This window comes from Providencia sp. PROV268 (genome assembly GCF_028477805.1).
Taxonomy (GTDB): Bacteria; Pseudomonadota; Gammaproteobacteria; order Enterobacterales; family Enterobacteriaceae; genus Providencia; species Providencia stuartii.
On record NZ_JAMPLW010000019.1, the window covers coordinates 80,689 to 96,569 of the forward strand.

Here is a 15,881-nt window from a genome sequence, read left to right on the forward strand (position 1 = left end):
CTCGAAGCGATAGAGATTTATTCCCACTCAATATTAAATTGCAGTAGGATAGGGGCATTGAGCGTACTTGACTGTATTTATGATAGGGAGTGAAAAATGGCTGAGCTTTTGTTAGGTGTAAACATAGATCATATCGCAACAGTGAGAAATGCACGGGGAACACAGTATCCTGATCCTGTACAAGCCGCATTTGTTGCAGAACAAGCAGGAGCTGATGGTATTACTGTGCATTTGCGAGAAGATCGCCGCCATATTACTGATAGGGATATTGAGCTGCTAAAAGAGACTATTCAAACCAGAATGAACCTTGAAATGGCAGTGACAGAGGAAATGATTAACATTGCATGTCGAGTGAAGCCTGCATTTTGCTGCCTAGTACCTGAAAAGCGTGAAGAGGTCACGACGGAAGGGGGGCTTGATGTGGCGGGGCAATTACCCAAAATTACTGATGCTGTTAAACGCTTGACTGAAGCCGGTATTCAAGTATCTCTGTTTATTGATGCTGATCACACTCAAATTGATGCGGCGCAAGCAGCAGGTGCACCATTTATTGAGATACATACAGGTGCATATGCAGATGCGAAAACGGAGCAAGAACAAGAAATCGAATATCGTCGAATTCGTGATGGCGTAGCTTATGCGGCAGGGAAAGGCCTAAAAGTAAATGCGGGCCATGGTTTAACTTATCATAATGTTCAGCGGATCGCGCTATTACCTGAAATTTATGAATTGAATATCGGGCATGCCATTATTGGGCGAGCGTTATTTAGCGGCCTAGCGAATGCGGTGGCAGATATGAAAAAACTACTCAGAGAAGCGCGTTACTAATGGCAATCGTAGGTCTTGGTACGGATATTGTTGAAATAGCCCGAATAGAAGCGGTGATTAAACGTTCAGCTGACAGCTTAGCGAAACGGATATTGACTGAAAATGAATTTGCGCAGTTTCAACAACAAGCTCAGCCAGCTCGTTTCTTAGCAAAACGTTTTGCGGTTAAAGAGGCGGCAGCTAAGGCGCTCGGTACCGGAATTCGTAATGGATTGGCCTTTAACCAATTTGAAGTCAGTAATGACTCTTTGGGGAAACCGCTACTAACATTGGTGGGGGAGGCTGAAAAACTAGCGCAGCGTATGAACGTAACGCATATTCACGTATCTATTACGGATGAGCGCCATTATGCCGCTGCGACAGTGATTATTGAAAGTGTGTAATTGACACACAATAGGCTCAATAACTCTTCTTATCCAGAGGGCATATTTGATAAGAAGAGGATGATACCTCGCCGTTATGCGGCGGGGGTAATCAACACTCAGCGATAGCGCTGGGTCGTGAGTAAGTGTCAGGGAACAGGTAGAAAGTGCTAATAGGCTAAATTTTATCAGCATGATGGATCATGACAAACTTATCCCATAATTGTTCTTGTGTTTCAATATGTTGTGGGTCTGTGATAATCGTATTGTTGATAGGGCAAACCGATTGACAGGTCGGTTTATCATAGTGGCCGACACATTCAGTGCAGAGGTCTGCATCGATTTCATAAATTTCGTCACCCATATAGATAGCATTATTAGGGCATTCGGGTTCGCACATATCGCAATTGATACATTTTTTAGTAATTAATAGTGCCATTTCAATCAGTTAAATCTGTTACCATAAATAATTCTAATGAGGTGACTAATTCTACACGGAAATAGGGAAATTAAATACTAATTCTATCAATTTCACCTAACATCTTCTTTTTATGTTAAAAAATTGTATTATTTATTATGCATAACTGGAAAAGGGATAAGCGTGGCTATAATTTCCATAGCAAAGATAATAAACATTGTTCAATATGATAACATTTATTATTATGTGCTAAATAGAATGTGTATTAGTAATATTATCTTAGAGATTATGAGCTATCTCTATTTAATAGGGAAAAATAGAATAAACACATCGAAGTCGATTGTATTAAGTTAGCCTGTTTTTTAGATGTACAATTTTTTATTATTTGGTATTCTTTATTATATATCATTGGTTTTTTATGAATTAAAGGTTTGGCATTACAGTGATTATAAACTTTAGACGGTGGGGTTTTATTATTTATCGGGTTAATTAATATTGAAAACGCTGACTGTAAGGCTTATCTAAAATTATCTTATTTAGTGTGGTTGCTTTAATCTTATATAAGAGATAACTTTTAAAATAAAGGATTGGGGTTACCAATCCTTAAAAGGAACTCTTTAGCTATCAAAAACTATTATTTTACAATTACGACAGAGAATGATTCCCAATTTTTTGATTTTTCATACTGGTAGTAATAGTATAAAATGCCGTTGATAACGAAGAACGACGCTGTTCTAATTTGCATGCCGTTAGCGTTAAAAGTAAAGTCGTAAACATTTTCAAGATTGCCATTATCTAAAACAACAAAGAATTGAATGGTCTTTTCTTCTAAATTATAACCATAAATATACTGTTTATTCAGCGTTAAATCTTGTACATATTGTAGATTGCTAAGGTAGCTGTTTAATTTCCCTTTATGGATAGGAGCACTTGTATCAATAATCCCTTTATCACTAACATTATAAATAAAGTAGGCCTTATCTTGAGGAGTATGGCCTAAGAAGAATATTTTTTTTGCAGCAGTGTAGACAAGCGTGGTTGGGTAAAACTGTTCAAATATACCCGCTTGAATACCTGATTGGATCAGAGACATATCAGCTCCTTTATTTATTAGTAAGTTAAATTGTTTATAAGCACTTTGATATTATGAAAATAAGGCATATTTAAAAATAATCATTATTATTAGCTTATTTCATATTTTTAAATATTATGGTAATAATTGAATTTATAAATATTCACAACTGGTTAAGATTGTGATAGTAATAAGAAAAAAATGGTTAAGGTTTTCATTATGTTTGAAAGTTTTGGTGTTTTGAATTTCTGGACTTATATGGCAGGGTTGATTTTTATCATCATAGTGCCGGGACCAAATTCATTATATGTTTTAAAATCAAGTACATCTCATGGTACTCAAGCAGGGTATCGGGCAGCATTAGGCGTATTTACCGGTGATGCAATACTCATTTTTCTCTCATTTATTGGGGTTGCGTCAGTGATAAAAGCGTCACCTACACTTTTTATGGTCGTAAGGTATTTAGGCGCGGCGTACCTGTTGTACTTAGGTTGCAAAATTCTTTATGCGACTTTTAAGCAAAAAAAATTAGCAAGTTCAGATACTGAGCCAATGGTGGTTAAATCAGAGAAAATTTTTACGCGTGCGTTGATCCTAAGCTTAACTAATCCAAAAGCGATTCTATTTTATATCTCCTTTTTTATTCAATTTATTGACTTTAATTACTCGCACGCTTGGGTTCCATATCTGGTGCTCGCGTCTATTTTGGAGCTTGTCAGCTTTATTTATCTTAGTCTGCTGATTTTTAGTGGTTATCTTATCGCGCGTTTTTTACGTGAAAAACAAATATTGGCTAAATTGGGTAACTGTGCGGTAGGAAGCTTTTTTATGGGGTTTGCTGCAAAATTAGCGATTTTTAGTAATTAAGGCGAGATTTTGCCTTGTTCACACTGTTGTCTATTTATCAGTTATCGTGGCATATCAAAACCACGGTAACTTCCTCTCTATGCAGTGATTGATAAATTTCCTCATTACCGCCCTACAGCAACTCAAATAATTTACGGTATAATCTATTTAAATAGATAGATTAGAGGTTGCTGTGACACAAGCCGAAGTTGATGAGTTTTGGATGAAGCGCGCTTTAGAATTGGCGAAAAATGCTCAAGATGCAGGAGAAATACCTGTTGGTGCTCTATTAGTGAAAGATAATCAATTAATTGCATCGGGTTGGAATCGTTCAATCGAAAGTCATGATCCTACAGCTCACGCAGAAATAATGGTGTTACAGCAAGGTGGTCGTGCGCTTAGTAATTACCGATTATTAGACACAACACTTTATGTAACGTTGGAGCCATGCATTATGTGTGCTGGCGCATTAGTACATAGTCGAATAGGGCGTTTAGTCTATGGGGCGAGAGACTTTAAAACCGGTGCTTGCGGTTCATTTATTAATATCTTAGAGCGCCCCGGATTAAATCATTATGTGGATGTGAAGGGCGGGGTTTTAGAAGAAACCTGCTCAGCGATGTTAAGTAATTTTTTTAAAATGCGTAGAGCGCAAAAGAAAGCGCAGAAACAGATGTTGGCGCAAACAGAAGGTGAGTGCGGAGGATGTCAGCAGCAAAAATCACCTTAATCCCTCTTTCATACTGATTAGCTATGATTAAGTTTCTAATTATTTGTTGTTACTGGCTCTGTAGGCTCCTTGGCATGGGAGCCTTCCTGTGTATGGGGCGAAAGAAAATATTGCCCCAAAGTGAGCGTATCCTTCGGGGGAATAGCGGGTAACTTCTGCTGTACTGGGGTAGATTGAACGTGTTTTAGGCTAACCTTTTCTTGGTGGGGATTTTGTGTTGAAGATGCTTGTGGTGCGTTTGAGGTCACATCATCCTGTTTTGCGGTGTCTGCATTTTCAACAGCCTGCTTCTGCTCGTTAGGCGTTGTAAGAGGCGGAAATAAAATGAGCGATTTTTCCGCAATCGCTAGTGCACGCTGTTTTTTATCTTGGTTTTGTAAATACCCAACCAAACTTTGATGGTAGCGGCGAATATTTTCAACATAGCGGTAGGCTTCGTGACCCCGTGCGTAACCATAGTTAAGTTGAGAATAATATTTTTTTTGTGTTAGAAGAGGTAACCTTGATTTCACATCTAGCCAGCGGTCAGGATCACCTCCTTGCATTTCAGTTAGCTTTCTAACATCTTGCATGTGGCCATAGCCCATATTATAGGCGGCTAAAGCAAACCAAATTCTATCGTCATCAGCAATGGATACTGGCAGGCGCTGCATCAGATATTCGAGATAGGCAGCTCCTCCTTTAATACTCTCCTCAGCGTCTAACCTATCAGCGACACCCATGGTTTCCGCCGTTGGTTTTGTAAGCATCATTAGTCCACGTACACCTGTTGGTGAGGTAGCCAAAGGATCCCAATGGGATTCTTGCCATGCAATAGCGGCTAAGAGTTTCCAATCAAGGGTCGTGGCATATTTTTCAAATAGTGGCTGATAATTGGGCAGTTTTTTGTTGATAGCGTTAATAAATGAAATGGTATCAAAATAATCGAATGAACTAACGTGACTGAAATATTTTTCATCAAGTCTTGCGAGTAAGTCTATTTCATTACTGACATTGAAAAAGTCGAGAAGAGCAGCGTTTAGGCTATCGTCATTAAGACGTTTCATATACCAAGTAATGGCGTGATCATCGACTAAATCGAATCCAACAGCAATTTCTGGATGAATGCGTTGTTGGAGGGCAACGGAAATTGAATCTTCAAGTGTATAGTCAATCAGCCCTTCGGCAACCATTTCTAACAATTGATTGGTTGTGTATTCGGTAGTTTCTTGCCAAGTCAGCTCTGGGTATTTACCGGCTAATGATTTGAGGGTGCTAGCGTGTGCAGAGCCTGCCATAACCACCAATTTTCCTTTAATATCATTAAAGCTCTTAGGGCGAGTAGAACCTTTTCGGTAGACCAATTGCTGTGTCACATTTAGGTAGCTTGGCCCAGTTTTCATTTTTTGTAATCTATCTTTATTATAGAGCAGACCAGCAACCCCGATATCTGCATTCCCCTCTTCAATATCATCAAAAATAAGCTCGACGGTGGGTCTCATGGTGATGATTAGTTTTACGCCGAGGTAATCGGCAAAGCTTTGTACAAGCTCATAATCAAAACCATGCAGATTCGCTTCATCGTCAAGATAAATCAGGGGGGAGCTAATCGCGCTGACTCGCAATTCACCTCGAGAGAGGATTTGATAGAGTTGATTATTTTGTGTATTGGGCCAGCGGAGATTCAGTCCGATAATCATGGCCGCAACAAGCGCAATAATCCCAATAATGAAATAATTAACCTTGATGTTATTCAAAAAAAATATCTCGTATGTATACCCTTTATACTTCAAGTCCAGATTGCTTTGCACTGTTTAGCAATCGAAGCTGCTATCCAAGCGAGTCAATAGATGAATGTTGCTATCTCTCAATCGCCCAGAAAATTGTGGGTGTTTGTATGCCGGTGTTGTAATAAAAATTGTTATAAGTAATGGTTATATTTCCAGTGTTTGGACATTTTGCTCAACAATTATGATCCGTGCAACCAATATTGTGCTATTTCGTTCCTAATAATTTTTAACGGTTTGCTTTATTTTTAGTCACGCAAACGGTTTCGTATTGATTCGCATTGCTCTATAATGTGTTCCGGTTCCCCTGCTTTTATGATCAGGGCTGGCGTTTAAATGAGAGAATTTAAGACTATGGAAATTTTGCGTGGTTCACCTGCTCTATCAGCATTTCGTATTGCTCGCCTGTTGGCGTTGTTTGCTGAAAAACAGCTTCCTGTTACGGATATTTATGCTGAATATATGCACTTTGCTGAACTATCAGCGCCTTTAAGTGAAAGCGAGCAAGGCAAACTGCGTAGTTTGCTGAAATACGGTCCTTCTCTCGCGGAGCACGAGCCTTTTGGTAAACTCATATTAGTGACACCACGCCCAGGAACAATTTCTCCTTGGTCATCTAAAGCGACAGATATTGCTCACAATTGTGGTTTATCTCAGGTCGAAAGAATTGAACGTGGTATTGCTTACTATGTGCAAGCCGATTCACTATCACAAGCACAGTGGCTAGACGTTGCAGCGCTACTACATGACCGCATGATGGAGAGTGTTTTTGGCTCTTTTGAGCAAGCTGAGGCACTGTTTGTTCATCATCAACCCGCACCAATGAAAGTTATTGATATCAGTCGTCATGGCCGAACTGCCCTCGAAAAAGCTAACGTAGAAATGGGGTTAGCACTTGCTGATGATGAAATTGATTACCTTCTAAATGCATTCACTGAGTTAAAACGCAACCCAACGGATGTTGAACTGTATATGTTTGCACAGGCAAACTCAGAACACTGCCGCCATAAAATTTTTAATGCAGATTGGATCATTGATGGTGAAAAACAGCCTAAATCGCTGTTTAAAATGATTAAAAACACCTTTGAAACGACGCCAGACTATGTGTTATCTGCTTATAAAGATAATGCGGCAGTGATGGAAGGATCTTCCGTGGGGCGTTTCTTCCCAGAATCAGATAGCCGTACTTATCGTTATCATCAAGAAGATGCTCATATTTTGATGAAAGTCGAAACACATAACCACCCTACAGCGATCTCTCCATGGCCGGGGGCAGCAACGGGCTCGGGCGGTGAAATTCGTGATGAAGGGGCGACAGGGCGCGGTGCCAAACCGAAAGCAGGTTTAGTTGGTTTCTCAGTATCGAATTTACGTATCCCTGGGTTTGAGCAGCCATGGGAAGAAGATTTCGGCAAACCGGAACGTATCGTTACCGCTCTCGATATTATGCTAGAAGGGCCATTAGGTGGCGCGGCGTTTAATAACGAATTTGGTCGCCCAGCACTATTAGGTTACTTCCGTACCTATGAAGAAAAGGTTAACAGCCATAACGGTGAAGAGCTACGCGGCTATCATAAACCTATTATGTTAGCTGGAGGGATTGGCAATATCAGGGCGGATCACGTGCAAAAAGGTGAGATCCCTGTTGGAGCAAAACTCATCGTCCTTGGTGGGCCATCAATGAATATCGGTCTTGGTGGTGGTGCCGCATCTTCTATGGCTTCTGGTCAATCAGATGCTGATCTGGATTTTGCATCAGTGCAGCGTGATAACCCAGAAATGGAGCGACGTTGCCAAGAGGTTATTGATAATTGTTGGCAGTTGGGTGAGAACAACCCCATTTTATTTATCCATGATGTGGGAGCGGGTGGCTTATCGAATGCCATGCCTGAATTAGTGAGTGATGGGGGCCGTGGTGGTTGCTTTGAACTGCGCAAAATTCTGAATGATGAGCCTGGAATGAGCCCATTAGAAGTATGGTGTAATGAGTCTCAAGAGCGTTACGTCTTAGCCGTTGCTCCAGAACAAATGGCTCTATTTACGGCAATTTGTGAGCGTGAGCGTGCTCCTTTTGCAGTAATTGGTGAAGCAACCGAACAGCGTGAATTAGTTTTAAAAGATGCGCATTTTAATAATCAACCTATTGATATGCCTCTTGATGTGCTGTTAGGTAAAACCCCTAAAATGTTGCGTGATGTGAATACATTAAAGGCACAACCAGGGGCGTTAGATAGAACGTCTATCCATTTAAATGAAGCAGTAAAACGCGTGTTGCATCTTCCAGCCGTCGCGGAAAAAACATTTTTAATTACTATTGGTGACCGTACAGTGACTGGTATGGTTGCGCGTGATCAGATGGTTGGGCCTTGGCAGATCCCTGTCGCGGACTGCGCGGTCACAACAGCGAGTCTTGATAGCTACTATGGCGAGGCTATGTCAATTGGTGAAAGAACCCCTGTTGCATTGTTAGACTTCGCCGCTTCTGCCCGTATGGCGGTAGGGGAAGCATTAACTAATATTGCTAGCGCATATGTGCAAGATCTAAAACGAGTAAAACTTTCAGCTAACTGGATGGCGGCGGCGGGGCATCCCGGGGAAGATGCAGGTCTGTATGAAGCTGTGAAAGCGGTAGGCGAAGAACTGTGTCCTGCTTTAGGGTTGACTATCCCTGTTGGTAAAGATTCGATGTCAATGAAAACACGTTGGCAAGATAATGGTGAAGAGCGTGAAATGACATCACCACTATCACTGATTATTAGCGCATTCGGTCGTGTTGAAGATGTGCGTTTGACGGTGACACCTGAATTAAAAACGGACGTTGACTCTGCCTTAATGTTAATCGATCTTGGTCAAGGGCATAATGCTTTAGGCGGCTCGGCTCTTGCGCAAGTTTACCGTCAGTTAGGTAATAAAGCACCGGATGTGCGCGACCCTAAATTACTATCTGGTTTCTTTGCCGCTATCCAACGCTTATTGTCAGAGCAAAAACTGCTAGCATACCATGACCGCTCTGATGGTGGTCTGTTCGTGACATTAGCTGAGATGGCATTTGCAGGCCATTGCGGTATTAATGTTGATATTAGCGAATTTGATGAAGATATTCTCGCCGCGCTGTTTAATGAAGAGTTGGGCGCCGTTATCCAAATTAAACAGCAAGATAAGCAATATGTTGAAAATTGCTTTGCTGAAGCGGGTTTAGGTGAATGTTTACATTATCTAGGTACGGTCACCCAAGAAGATGCATTAGTGATTAATAGTCGTGATACTGTTGTTTATCAGGAATCTCGCAGTACATTACGTGAGTGGTGGGCTGAGACAACATGGCAGATGCAACGCTTACGTGATAATGAGGCGTGTGCAGATGAAGAGCATAAAGCGAAGTTGGATAGCCAAGACCCTGGTCTAAATACTCAGCTTACTTTCGATATTGCAGAGGATATCGCAGCACCTTATATCCTGTCTGGTGTACGCCCTAAAGTTGCGGTGTTGCGCGAACAAGGTGTTAACTCTCATGTGGAAATGGCAGCTGCTTTTGACCGTGCTGGTTTTGATGCGGTTGATGTCCATATGAGTGATCTGCTCGCGGGGCATCTATCATTGGCAGGCTTCCAAACCTTAGTTGCATGTGGTGGCTTCTCATACGGTGACGTATTAGGTGCTGGGGAAGGTTGGGCAAAATCAATCCTGTTTAACAACCAAGTACGTGATGAATTTGCTGCTTTCTTTGCTCGTCAAGATACATTATCCCTTGGCGTGTGTAATGGTTGTCAAATGATGTCCAATTTATATGAGTTGATCCCAGGAGCAGAACTGTGGCCTCGTTTTGTACGCAATCGCTCAGAACGATTTGAAGCGCGCTTTAGTTTGGTCGAGGTAGCTAAGAGCCCTTCCTTATTGCTTCAAGATATGGTCGGTTCACGCATGCCGATTGCGGTATCTCATGGTGAAGGTTTGGTTGAGGCGCGTAATCCTGCCCATATTCAGCAATTGGAAAATCATTCATTAGTAGCACTGCGCTTTGTGAATAACTATGGGCAGGTCACAGAGCAATACCCTGCTAACCCTAATGGCTCAGTGAATGGTATTACTTCGGTGACATCAATGGATGGCCGCGCAACAATTATGATGCCGCATCCTGAGCGTGTATTCCGTACTGTAAGTCACTCTTGGCACCCAGAAAATTGGGGTGAAGATGGCCCATGGATGCGTATTTTCCGTAATGCGCGTAAGCAATTAGGCTAAGTAGCCTGAATCTGATAGCCCCGTAATACGGGGCTATTTTTTCGTCGTTGCCGATTAGACAGGAACGGTTTCAATGATAGCAATATGGCTTTCTGTTGGAATAATTCGGTTGATTTTTAGACCTGCTTGCGAGAACAATGCGTTAAATTCAGCTTCTGTATGCTCGTTACTATCGTGAATAACACTAAAGCATATAAGCTCTAATTCCTTTCCAAAATGGGGGCGATTATCTTCGGGGATAATCGCGTCCATGACCAGTAATTTTGAGGTTGGTTTCATGGCGCGACGGATGGTTTTAAATATCTCAATAAGCTTATCATCACTCCAGTCATGAGTTATGTATTTCAATAGGTAGATATCAGCTTCTGGACACTGTTCAAAAAAAGAGCCGGGTTGTAATGTCCAACGGGTATTATCTTTGAGCCGATGTAGAATATTTTTTTCTAGCACATGTTTCCTATCAAATAGGATACCCTTTAATGACGGATTACGTGCCAATACTTCAAGTAGCAGGTTGCCTAAGCCGCCAGCAATATCGGCAACAATGATATTTTCTGGGAAAGTATAATTTTTTAGGATAAATTCGTTTTCAATTTTTGATAAAGAAGCTTGCCCTTCATCAAAGCCATCTGGTTGATCAGCATTCTTTTCCCAGTAATCAAAGAATGTACTTCCGAATAAATCTTCAAATACGCGCTTACCATAAGCGGATTGTGTGAACTCTGCGCTCGTTAGCCAAAAGGTTTTATCAGTCAACCAGAGAATAGCAGGGCGCAATGAGTAGGGGTGATCAGTGCATAAAAAGGTCGCTTCTGGCGTTAATGCGTAATGAGTGCCATCTAAACAAGTAAAAATTTTACGGGTTGCGAGTACTCGAAGAATTTTTTTCACGACTCTCGCATCTGCCTTTATTTCAGCAGCCAGTTGCTCAACGGTCTTTGCTTCCTGCATTAAATGATCCGCAATATTTAACTGCACCGCGGCGCGTAGTGCTGCTTGAAATACAAAACCAATAGTTTGCTCAAGCACATACAACGCGGCTTGCATATCGTTCTGCTCTATTGTGTTACTTGATTGCATATTCATAAATTTCCTCATCGAATCTTTATTATCAAATCAATAAGTAAAAGTTAAGTATTGTCGTGAAGTATAGATTAGTAAAATTATTTCTTGGAAAGTACTCTTAATTTTTATCAATAAAAATTAGGGGTGCCATAGTGTTTATTATTTTCGCTTTAATTTGAATTTCTGTTGGTCTCGCAATAAATATCAATTTTATTAATTATTCTGAGGTTTTTTTATTCAGGTGATGAGGTTTTTTTTCGAGGTGTATAAAATTGGCGACAAACCCCTTATTTGGGTGTCTCCAAATGGAGACATTTAATTTGTTGAAAAATAAAAATAATTTTCTATGCTGTGGTGGGTGTCTTTAAAAGGAGACAGTATAGAGGAAAGAAAGAAAAATTTTAGAGGTGAAAAAGAAGAAATAAGAAACCGAAAAAATAAAAGCGCTTATCTTTCAATTAATTAATAAATATATTGAAAAGTTGGCACGATGTGTGCATAATAATATTCAGTTGCTCATTCAACATTATTATGTCGGTCCACATTAGGGTGGGAACATACCACATAAAGCAAGAATGATGCCAAAGTAAGGTGCCTACCGTCCAACAGCACAGATATTCGCTTTCGAGCTTTATCAAACACAGGGCGACACGTGGAGTGAGGCACCACCTATATGATTATAAAGAGATAATCATATATCACATCAGTAAATCGCTGGCGGAATAAAGTTGAACTCTTTATTCCGCCTTCCTGTATTTATCCCCCCATAATTTTTCTTGTTTATTCTCAATGAGATTGGCACATTGCTTGCTGTAACTAGCGTGACTCTTATGAAATAAGAGGGAAAATCGAACTGTGGTGATCATCAAGTTCACGTAATTCATTCAGTTCTGTTACCATGGAACCTCGTTTAACAGGTGTGAGATGAATGCATTGAGTAAATGGCGTCTATTTCCGCGCTCCTTGCGCCAATTGGTTGTCATGGCATTTTGGTTAGTGCTATTGCCACTATTGGTTCTGGCTTATCAGGCATACCAAAGCTTGGAGCAATTAAGTAATCAAGCTGCTCAAATCAATAAAACAACACTTTTAGATACCCGGCGAAGTGAAGCGATGGGTGGACTAGCTTTAGAAATGGAAAGAAGCTATCGCCAATACTGTGTTTTGAAAGATGCTTCATTACATACCCTCTACCTCAAGCAGTTTTCTGATTATCAGCAGATGTTTGAGCGGCAAAAAACGATACTGCCTAAAAATGCAGATACATCGGCACTGACTCGCGCGTTAGAAGAATTAAAAACGGTAGTTTGTGAGAATAGTGAACCGCCTAAAGAAGTCACCGCAGCATTAAGCCAATTCTCAGAGCAGAATAATGCATTAATACAAGAGACCCGCGACGTAATATTTAGTCGAGGGGAGCAATTACAAAAAGCAATTGCCAATAAAGGACAGCTTTTTGGTTGGCAGAGCCTTATCCTCTTTTTATTGAGTGTGCTCTTAGTTGCTTTGTTTACTCGAATGATTATCGGGCCAGTGAAAGGCATCGAACGTATGATCAACCGATTAGGCACAGGCAGAACGCTGACAAATAATTTAAAATTATTTAAAGGGCCTCGAGAGTTACGCTCGTTAGCGCAGCGGATTATCTGGTTAAGTGAACGCTTAGCTTGGTTAGAATCGCAGCGCCATGAGTTTTTGCGGCATATTTCCCATGAGCTGAAAACACCATTAGCAAGTATGCGTGAAGGCACTGAATTACTGGCCGATGAAGTGGCGGGGCCGCTTACCGAGTCACAAAAAGAGGTTGTAGAAATTCTTGATAACAGCAGTAAGCATCTTCAGCAACTTATTGAGCAGCTTCTTGATTATAATCGTAAATTAGCAGATAGCCCGCCAGAAGCACAACATGTTGATTTGCAAAAATTGATTGAAGACATTGTTATGGCTCATAATTTACCTGCGAGAGCGAAAAATATTCAAACGGATATTCGTCTACGTATTGACCATTGCCTTGCTGAACCAACGCTACTAGGACGGGTTATTGATAATATCTACTCCAATGCGGTGCACTATGGCAGTGAATCAGGTAATATTTGGATCACAAGCCGCAGAATAGATAATAAGCTTGTTATTGAAGTTGCTAATACTGGCACACCAATTCCTGAGTCAGAACAAAGTATGATTTTTGAACCTTTTTACCAAGGGTCGCTTGTGAGAAAAGGAGCTGTCAAAGGCAGCGGATTGGGGCTAAGTATTGCACATGATTGCATTAAGCAAATGGGGGGTGAACTTTCACTAGTACCCAATAAATTAGCAGATGTCTGCTTTAGAATTGAACTGCCTTTAACTGCAGAGAATGAATAATAATGGCAAATAGGTCTACAGATGTTTTGGTTGCATTACGCTTTGCGGTGTTACCAAAGCGATATATCGGGTTAACGAAAAAAAACTCTAGATTCATCCAAAAGCAAAAAGCGGTGCATATAGGCGCGTTATTGTTGTCACTCATTTTAACGGGTTGTACGACTCAAAATGGGCAATCTTCTTTAGATACGTTAGCTCAAGTTGTTGTCCCTGAAGTTAAAGTGACCGATTACCGCTATGCGGCATGTGAGGGCGTTTGGGAAAATTATCAGCCTAATGCGCGAGAAAATGCACTTTTTTGGTTGAGGATGATGGACTGTGCCGATCGTCTCGACCCTGCTACAGCACGCAAGCAGGCATCACAGATACAGATTGAAAATTGGTCGGACGCATTTCAGCACAGTATCTTAATGGGCGCGGCTGAACCCACAATTGCTGAACGACGCAAAATGGTCGACAGTATGAACACTTTTAGCCTTAATTTCCCCACGGCAATTCGCCCGTTATTACAACTTTGGCGTGAACAACAGGTACAAACAATTAATCTTGCTGAAGCCAATTCTCGTTTTAAGCGGCTACAGCAAGATACAGACAATAAACTTGACCGTATGAAAGAAGAAAATGCCAGACTGGTATTTGAACTGAATACAACCTCACGTAAATTAGAAAATTTAACTGACATTGAGAGGCAACTCTCCTCTCGCAAACAAATTACCAATGAAACGGAAAAAGAGGTTGAAGCGGTAGATAAAAAGCAACCAAAAGAAGCGGCTAAAACGGAAAAACCAGTCGCTGAGGATGGTAACTCTTCAACTAATAACCCATCGGAGAATGAGTGCAATGACCAACCGTAAATCAGCAAATCTTCTGCTGGTGGATGATGATCCTAGTCTGCTGAAATTACTGGGTATGCGCTTAAGCAGTGAAGGTTTTAAAGTCACCACCGCGGAAAGTGGGCCAGAAGCGCTAAAATTGCTTCAAAAAGAAAAAATAGAGTTGGTGATTAGTGACTTGCGAATGGATGAAATGGATGGAATGGCTCTGTTCGATGAGATCCAGAAGCAACACCCTAATTTACCCGTGATAATCCTCACCGCCCATGGCTCAATTCCCGACGCCGTTGCAGCAACACAGCGCGGCGTATTTAGTTTCCTAACCAAACCTGTTGATAAAGATGCGCTCTACAAGGCCATTGATGAAGCATTGGCATTATCTTCAACACCAATCAGTGATGAAGAGTGGAGTGAAGGCATTGTTACCCGCAGCCCGTTGATGATCCGACTGTTAGAACAAGCCCATATGGTCGCGCAATCGGATGTGAGCGTATTAATTAATGGGCAGAGTGGTACAGGTAAAGAGGTCTTAGCACAGGCAATCCATAAGGCAAGCCCACGGGCACGCAAACCATTCATCGCGATTAACTGCGGCGCATTACCAGAACAATTACTTGAATCTGAGCTATTTGGCCATGCAAAAGGGGCCTTTACAGGGGCTGTGAGTAGCCGAGAAGGGCTATTCTTTGCCGCAAATGGGGGAACGCTATTTCTTGATGAAATCGGCGATATGCCAATGCCGCTACAAGTTAAATTATTACGCGTATTACAAGAGCGCAAGGTACGTCCTCTTGGCAGTAATCGTGATTTAGATATTGATGTGCGTATTATCTCTGCAACACACCGTAATTTACCGAAGGCGATGGAAAAAAATGAGTTTCGTGAAGACCTCTATTATCGTCTGAATGTGGTGAATTTGCGCATCCCAGCCCTGAATGAGAGGGCGGAGGATATACCTATTTTAGCTAACCATTTACTACGTGAATCGGCATCTAGGCATAAGCCGTTTGTTCGTAGCTTCTCGACAGAAGCTATGAAGTGTTTGATGTCAGCCAGTTGGCCGGGCAACGTACGTCAATTGGTTAATGTCATTGAGCAATGCGTCGCATTGACTACAACACCTGTGATCAGTGAAGCGTTGGTTAGCCAAGCGTTACAAGGTGAAAATACGGCACTTCCAACGTTTGTTGAGGCACGTAACCAATTTGAGCTTAACTATCTACGTAAACTATTACAGATGACAAAAGGGAATGTGACACAAGCCGCTCGCATGGCAGGCAGAAATCGTACTGAATTTTATAAATTATTGGCACGTCATGATTTAGAGGCTAATGATTTTAAAGAATAATTGGCCT

Annotated in this window: 12 protein-coding genes; 8 read left to right on the plus strand and 4 right to left on the minus strand. The window is 41.2% G+C overall.

Features of this window, described 5'->3' with window-relative positions:
• Positions 1 to 96: 96 nt before the first annotated feature.
• Both pdxJ and acpS read left to right on the plus strand, forming a co-directional pair.
• Positions 97 to 828, plus strand: a complete 732-nt coding sequence (pdxJ, locus tag PR699_RS14660) for a pyridoxine 5'-phosphate synthase (protein ID WP_004921469.1) — start codon at positions 97 to 99, stop codon at positions 826 to 828.
• A complete protein-coding gene (acpS, locus tag PR699_RS14665; protein ID WP_004921465.1) occupies positions 828 to 1,211 on the plus strand; it encodes a holo-ACP synthase in 384 nt (127 codons plus the stop codon). The genes pdxJ and acpS overlap by 1 nt, the downstream gene beginning before the upstream one ends.
• A gap of 157 nt (positions 1,212 to 1,368) precedes the next feature.
• On the opposite strand, the gene PR699_RS14670 is transcribed toward acpS, so the two are convergent.
• A complete protein-coding gene (locus PR699_RS14670) occupies positions 1,369 to 1,629 on the minus strand; it encodes a YfhL family 4Fe-4S dicluster ferredoxin (RefSeq protein ID WP_004921463.1) in 261 nt (86 codons plus the stop codon).
• Between the two features lie 613 nt (positions 1,630 to 2,242).
• Positions 2,243 to 2,701 (minus strand): hypothetical protein, encoded by a 459-nt coding sequence (locus PR699_RS14675; protein ID WP_004921460.1) that lies wholly within the window; start codon positions 2,699 to 2,701, stop codon positions 2,243 to 2,245.
• A 198-nt stretch (positions 2,702 to 2,899) separates the two neighbouring features.
• On the opposite strand from PR699_RS14675, the gene leuE reads away from it, so the two are divergent.
• Both leuE and tadA read left to right on the plus strand, forming a co-directional pair.
• The gene (leuE, locus tag PR699_RS14680; protein WP_014656332.1) at positions 2,900 to 3,547 is read left to right on the plus strand and encodes a leucine efflux protein LeuE; all 648 of its coding nucleotides are present in this window, start codon (positions 2,900 to 2,902) and stop codon (positions 3,545 to 3,547) included.
• A gap of 172 nt (positions 3,548 to 3,719) precedes the next feature.
• Complete coding sequence (gene tadA / locus PR699_RS14685) at positions 3,720 to 4,256, plus strand: tRNA adenosine(34) deaminase TadA (protein ID WP_004921454.1); 537 nt, start codon at positions 3,720 to 3,722, stop codon at positions 4,254 to 4,256.
• A 35-nt stretch (positions 4,257 to 4,291) separates the two neighbouring features.
• Here tadA and mltF read toward each other — a convergent pair whose 3' ends face one another.
• Entirely contained in the window at positions 4,292 to 5,992 is a 1,701-nt protein-coding gene (mltF, locus tag PR699_RS14690; RefSeq protein WP_014656331.1) for a membrane-bound lytic murein transglycosylase MltF, read from the minus strand.
• Between the two features lie 384 nt (positions 5,993 to 6,376).
• Here mltF and purL point away from each other — a divergent pair, with 384 nt between their 5' ends.
• Positions 6,377 to 10,264, plus strand: coding sequence for a phosphoribosylformylglycinamidine synthase (gene purL / locus PR699_RS14695; RefSeq protein ID WP_014656330.1), 3,888 nt, complete (start codon positions 6,377 to 6,379; stop codon positions 10,262 to 10,264).
• Between the two features lie 54 nt (positions 10,265 to 10,318).
• On the opposite strand, the gene PR699_RS14700 is transcribed toward purL, so the two are convergent.
• Entirely contained in the window at positions 10,319 to 11,350 is a 1,032-nt protein-coding gene (locus tag PR699_RS14700) for a methyltransferase (protein ID WP_014656329.1), read from the minus strand.
• A 903-nt stretch (positions 11,351 to 12,253) separates the two neighbouring features.
• Here PR699_RS14700 and PR699_RS14705 point away from each other — a divergent pair.
• The 3 genes from PR699_RS14705 to glrR are packed head-to-tail and all read left to right on the plus strand — an operon-like array spanning position 12,254 to position 15,874.
• Entirely contained in the window at positions 12,254 to 13,693 is a 1,440-nt protein-coding gene (locus tag PR699_RS14705; protein ID WP_014656328.1) for a sensor histidine kinase KdpD, read from the plus strand.
• 2 nt (positions 13,694 to 13,695) lie between these two features.
• Positions 13,696 to 14,547 (plus strand): two-component system QseEF-associated lipoprotein QseG, encoded by an 852-nt coding sequence (qseG, locus tag PR699_RS14710; protein WP_272572893.1) that lies wholly within the window; start codon positions 13,696 to 13,698, stop codon positions 14,545 to 14,547.
• Complete coding sequence (gene glrR, locus PR699_RS14715; protein ID WP_004921431.1) at positions 14,534 to 15,874, plus strand: two-component system response regulator GlrR; 1,341 nt, start codon at positions 14,534 to 14,536, stop codon at positions 15,872 to 15,874. The genes qseG and glrR overlap by 14 nt, the downstream gene beginning before the upstream one ends.
• The last annotated feature ends 7 nt before the right edge of the window (positions 15,875 to 15,881 follow it).

Excerpts from the sequence above, each read along its gene's own strand:
- pdxJ (WP_004921469.1), top strand. The coding sequence starts at position 97 with ATGGCTGAGCTTTTGTTAGGTGTAAACATAGATCATATCGCAACAGTG.
- acpS (WP_004921465.1), top strand. The coding sequence starts at position 828 with ATGGCAATCGTAGGTCTTGGTACGGATATTGTTGAAATAGCCCGAATA.
- PR699_RS14670 (WP_004921463.1), bottom strand. The coding sequence starts at position 1,629 with ATGGCACTATTAATTACTAAAAAATGTATCAATTGCGATATGTGCGAA.
- PR699_RS14675 (WP_004921460.1), bottom strand. The coding sequence starts at position 2,701 with ATGTCTCTGATCCAATCAGGTATTCAAGCGGGTATATTTGAACAGTTT.
- leuE (WP_014656332.1), top strand. The coding sequence starts at position 2,900 with ATGTTTGAAAGTTTTGGTGTTTTGAATTTCTGGACTTATATGGCAGGG.
- purL (WP_014656330.1), top strand. The coding sequence starts at position 6,377 with ATGGAAATTTTGCGTGGTTCACCTGCTCTATCAGCATTTCGTATTGCT.
- PR699_RS14700 (WP_014656329.1), bottom strand. The coding sequence starts at position 11,350 with ATGAATATGCAATCAAGTAACACAATAGAGCAGAACGATATGCAAGCC.
- PR699_RS14705 (WP_014656328.1), top strand. The coding sequence starts at position 12,254 with ATGAATGCATTGAGTAAATGGCGTCTATTTCCGCGCTCCTTGCGCCAA.
- qseG (WP_272572893.1), top strand. The coding sequence starts at position 13,696 with ATGGCAAATAGGTCTACAGATGTTTTGGTTGCATTACGCTTTGCGGTG.
- glrR (WP_004921431.1), top strand. The coding sequence starts at position 14,534 with ATGACCAACCGTAAATCAGCAAATCTTCTGCTGGTGGATGATGATCCT.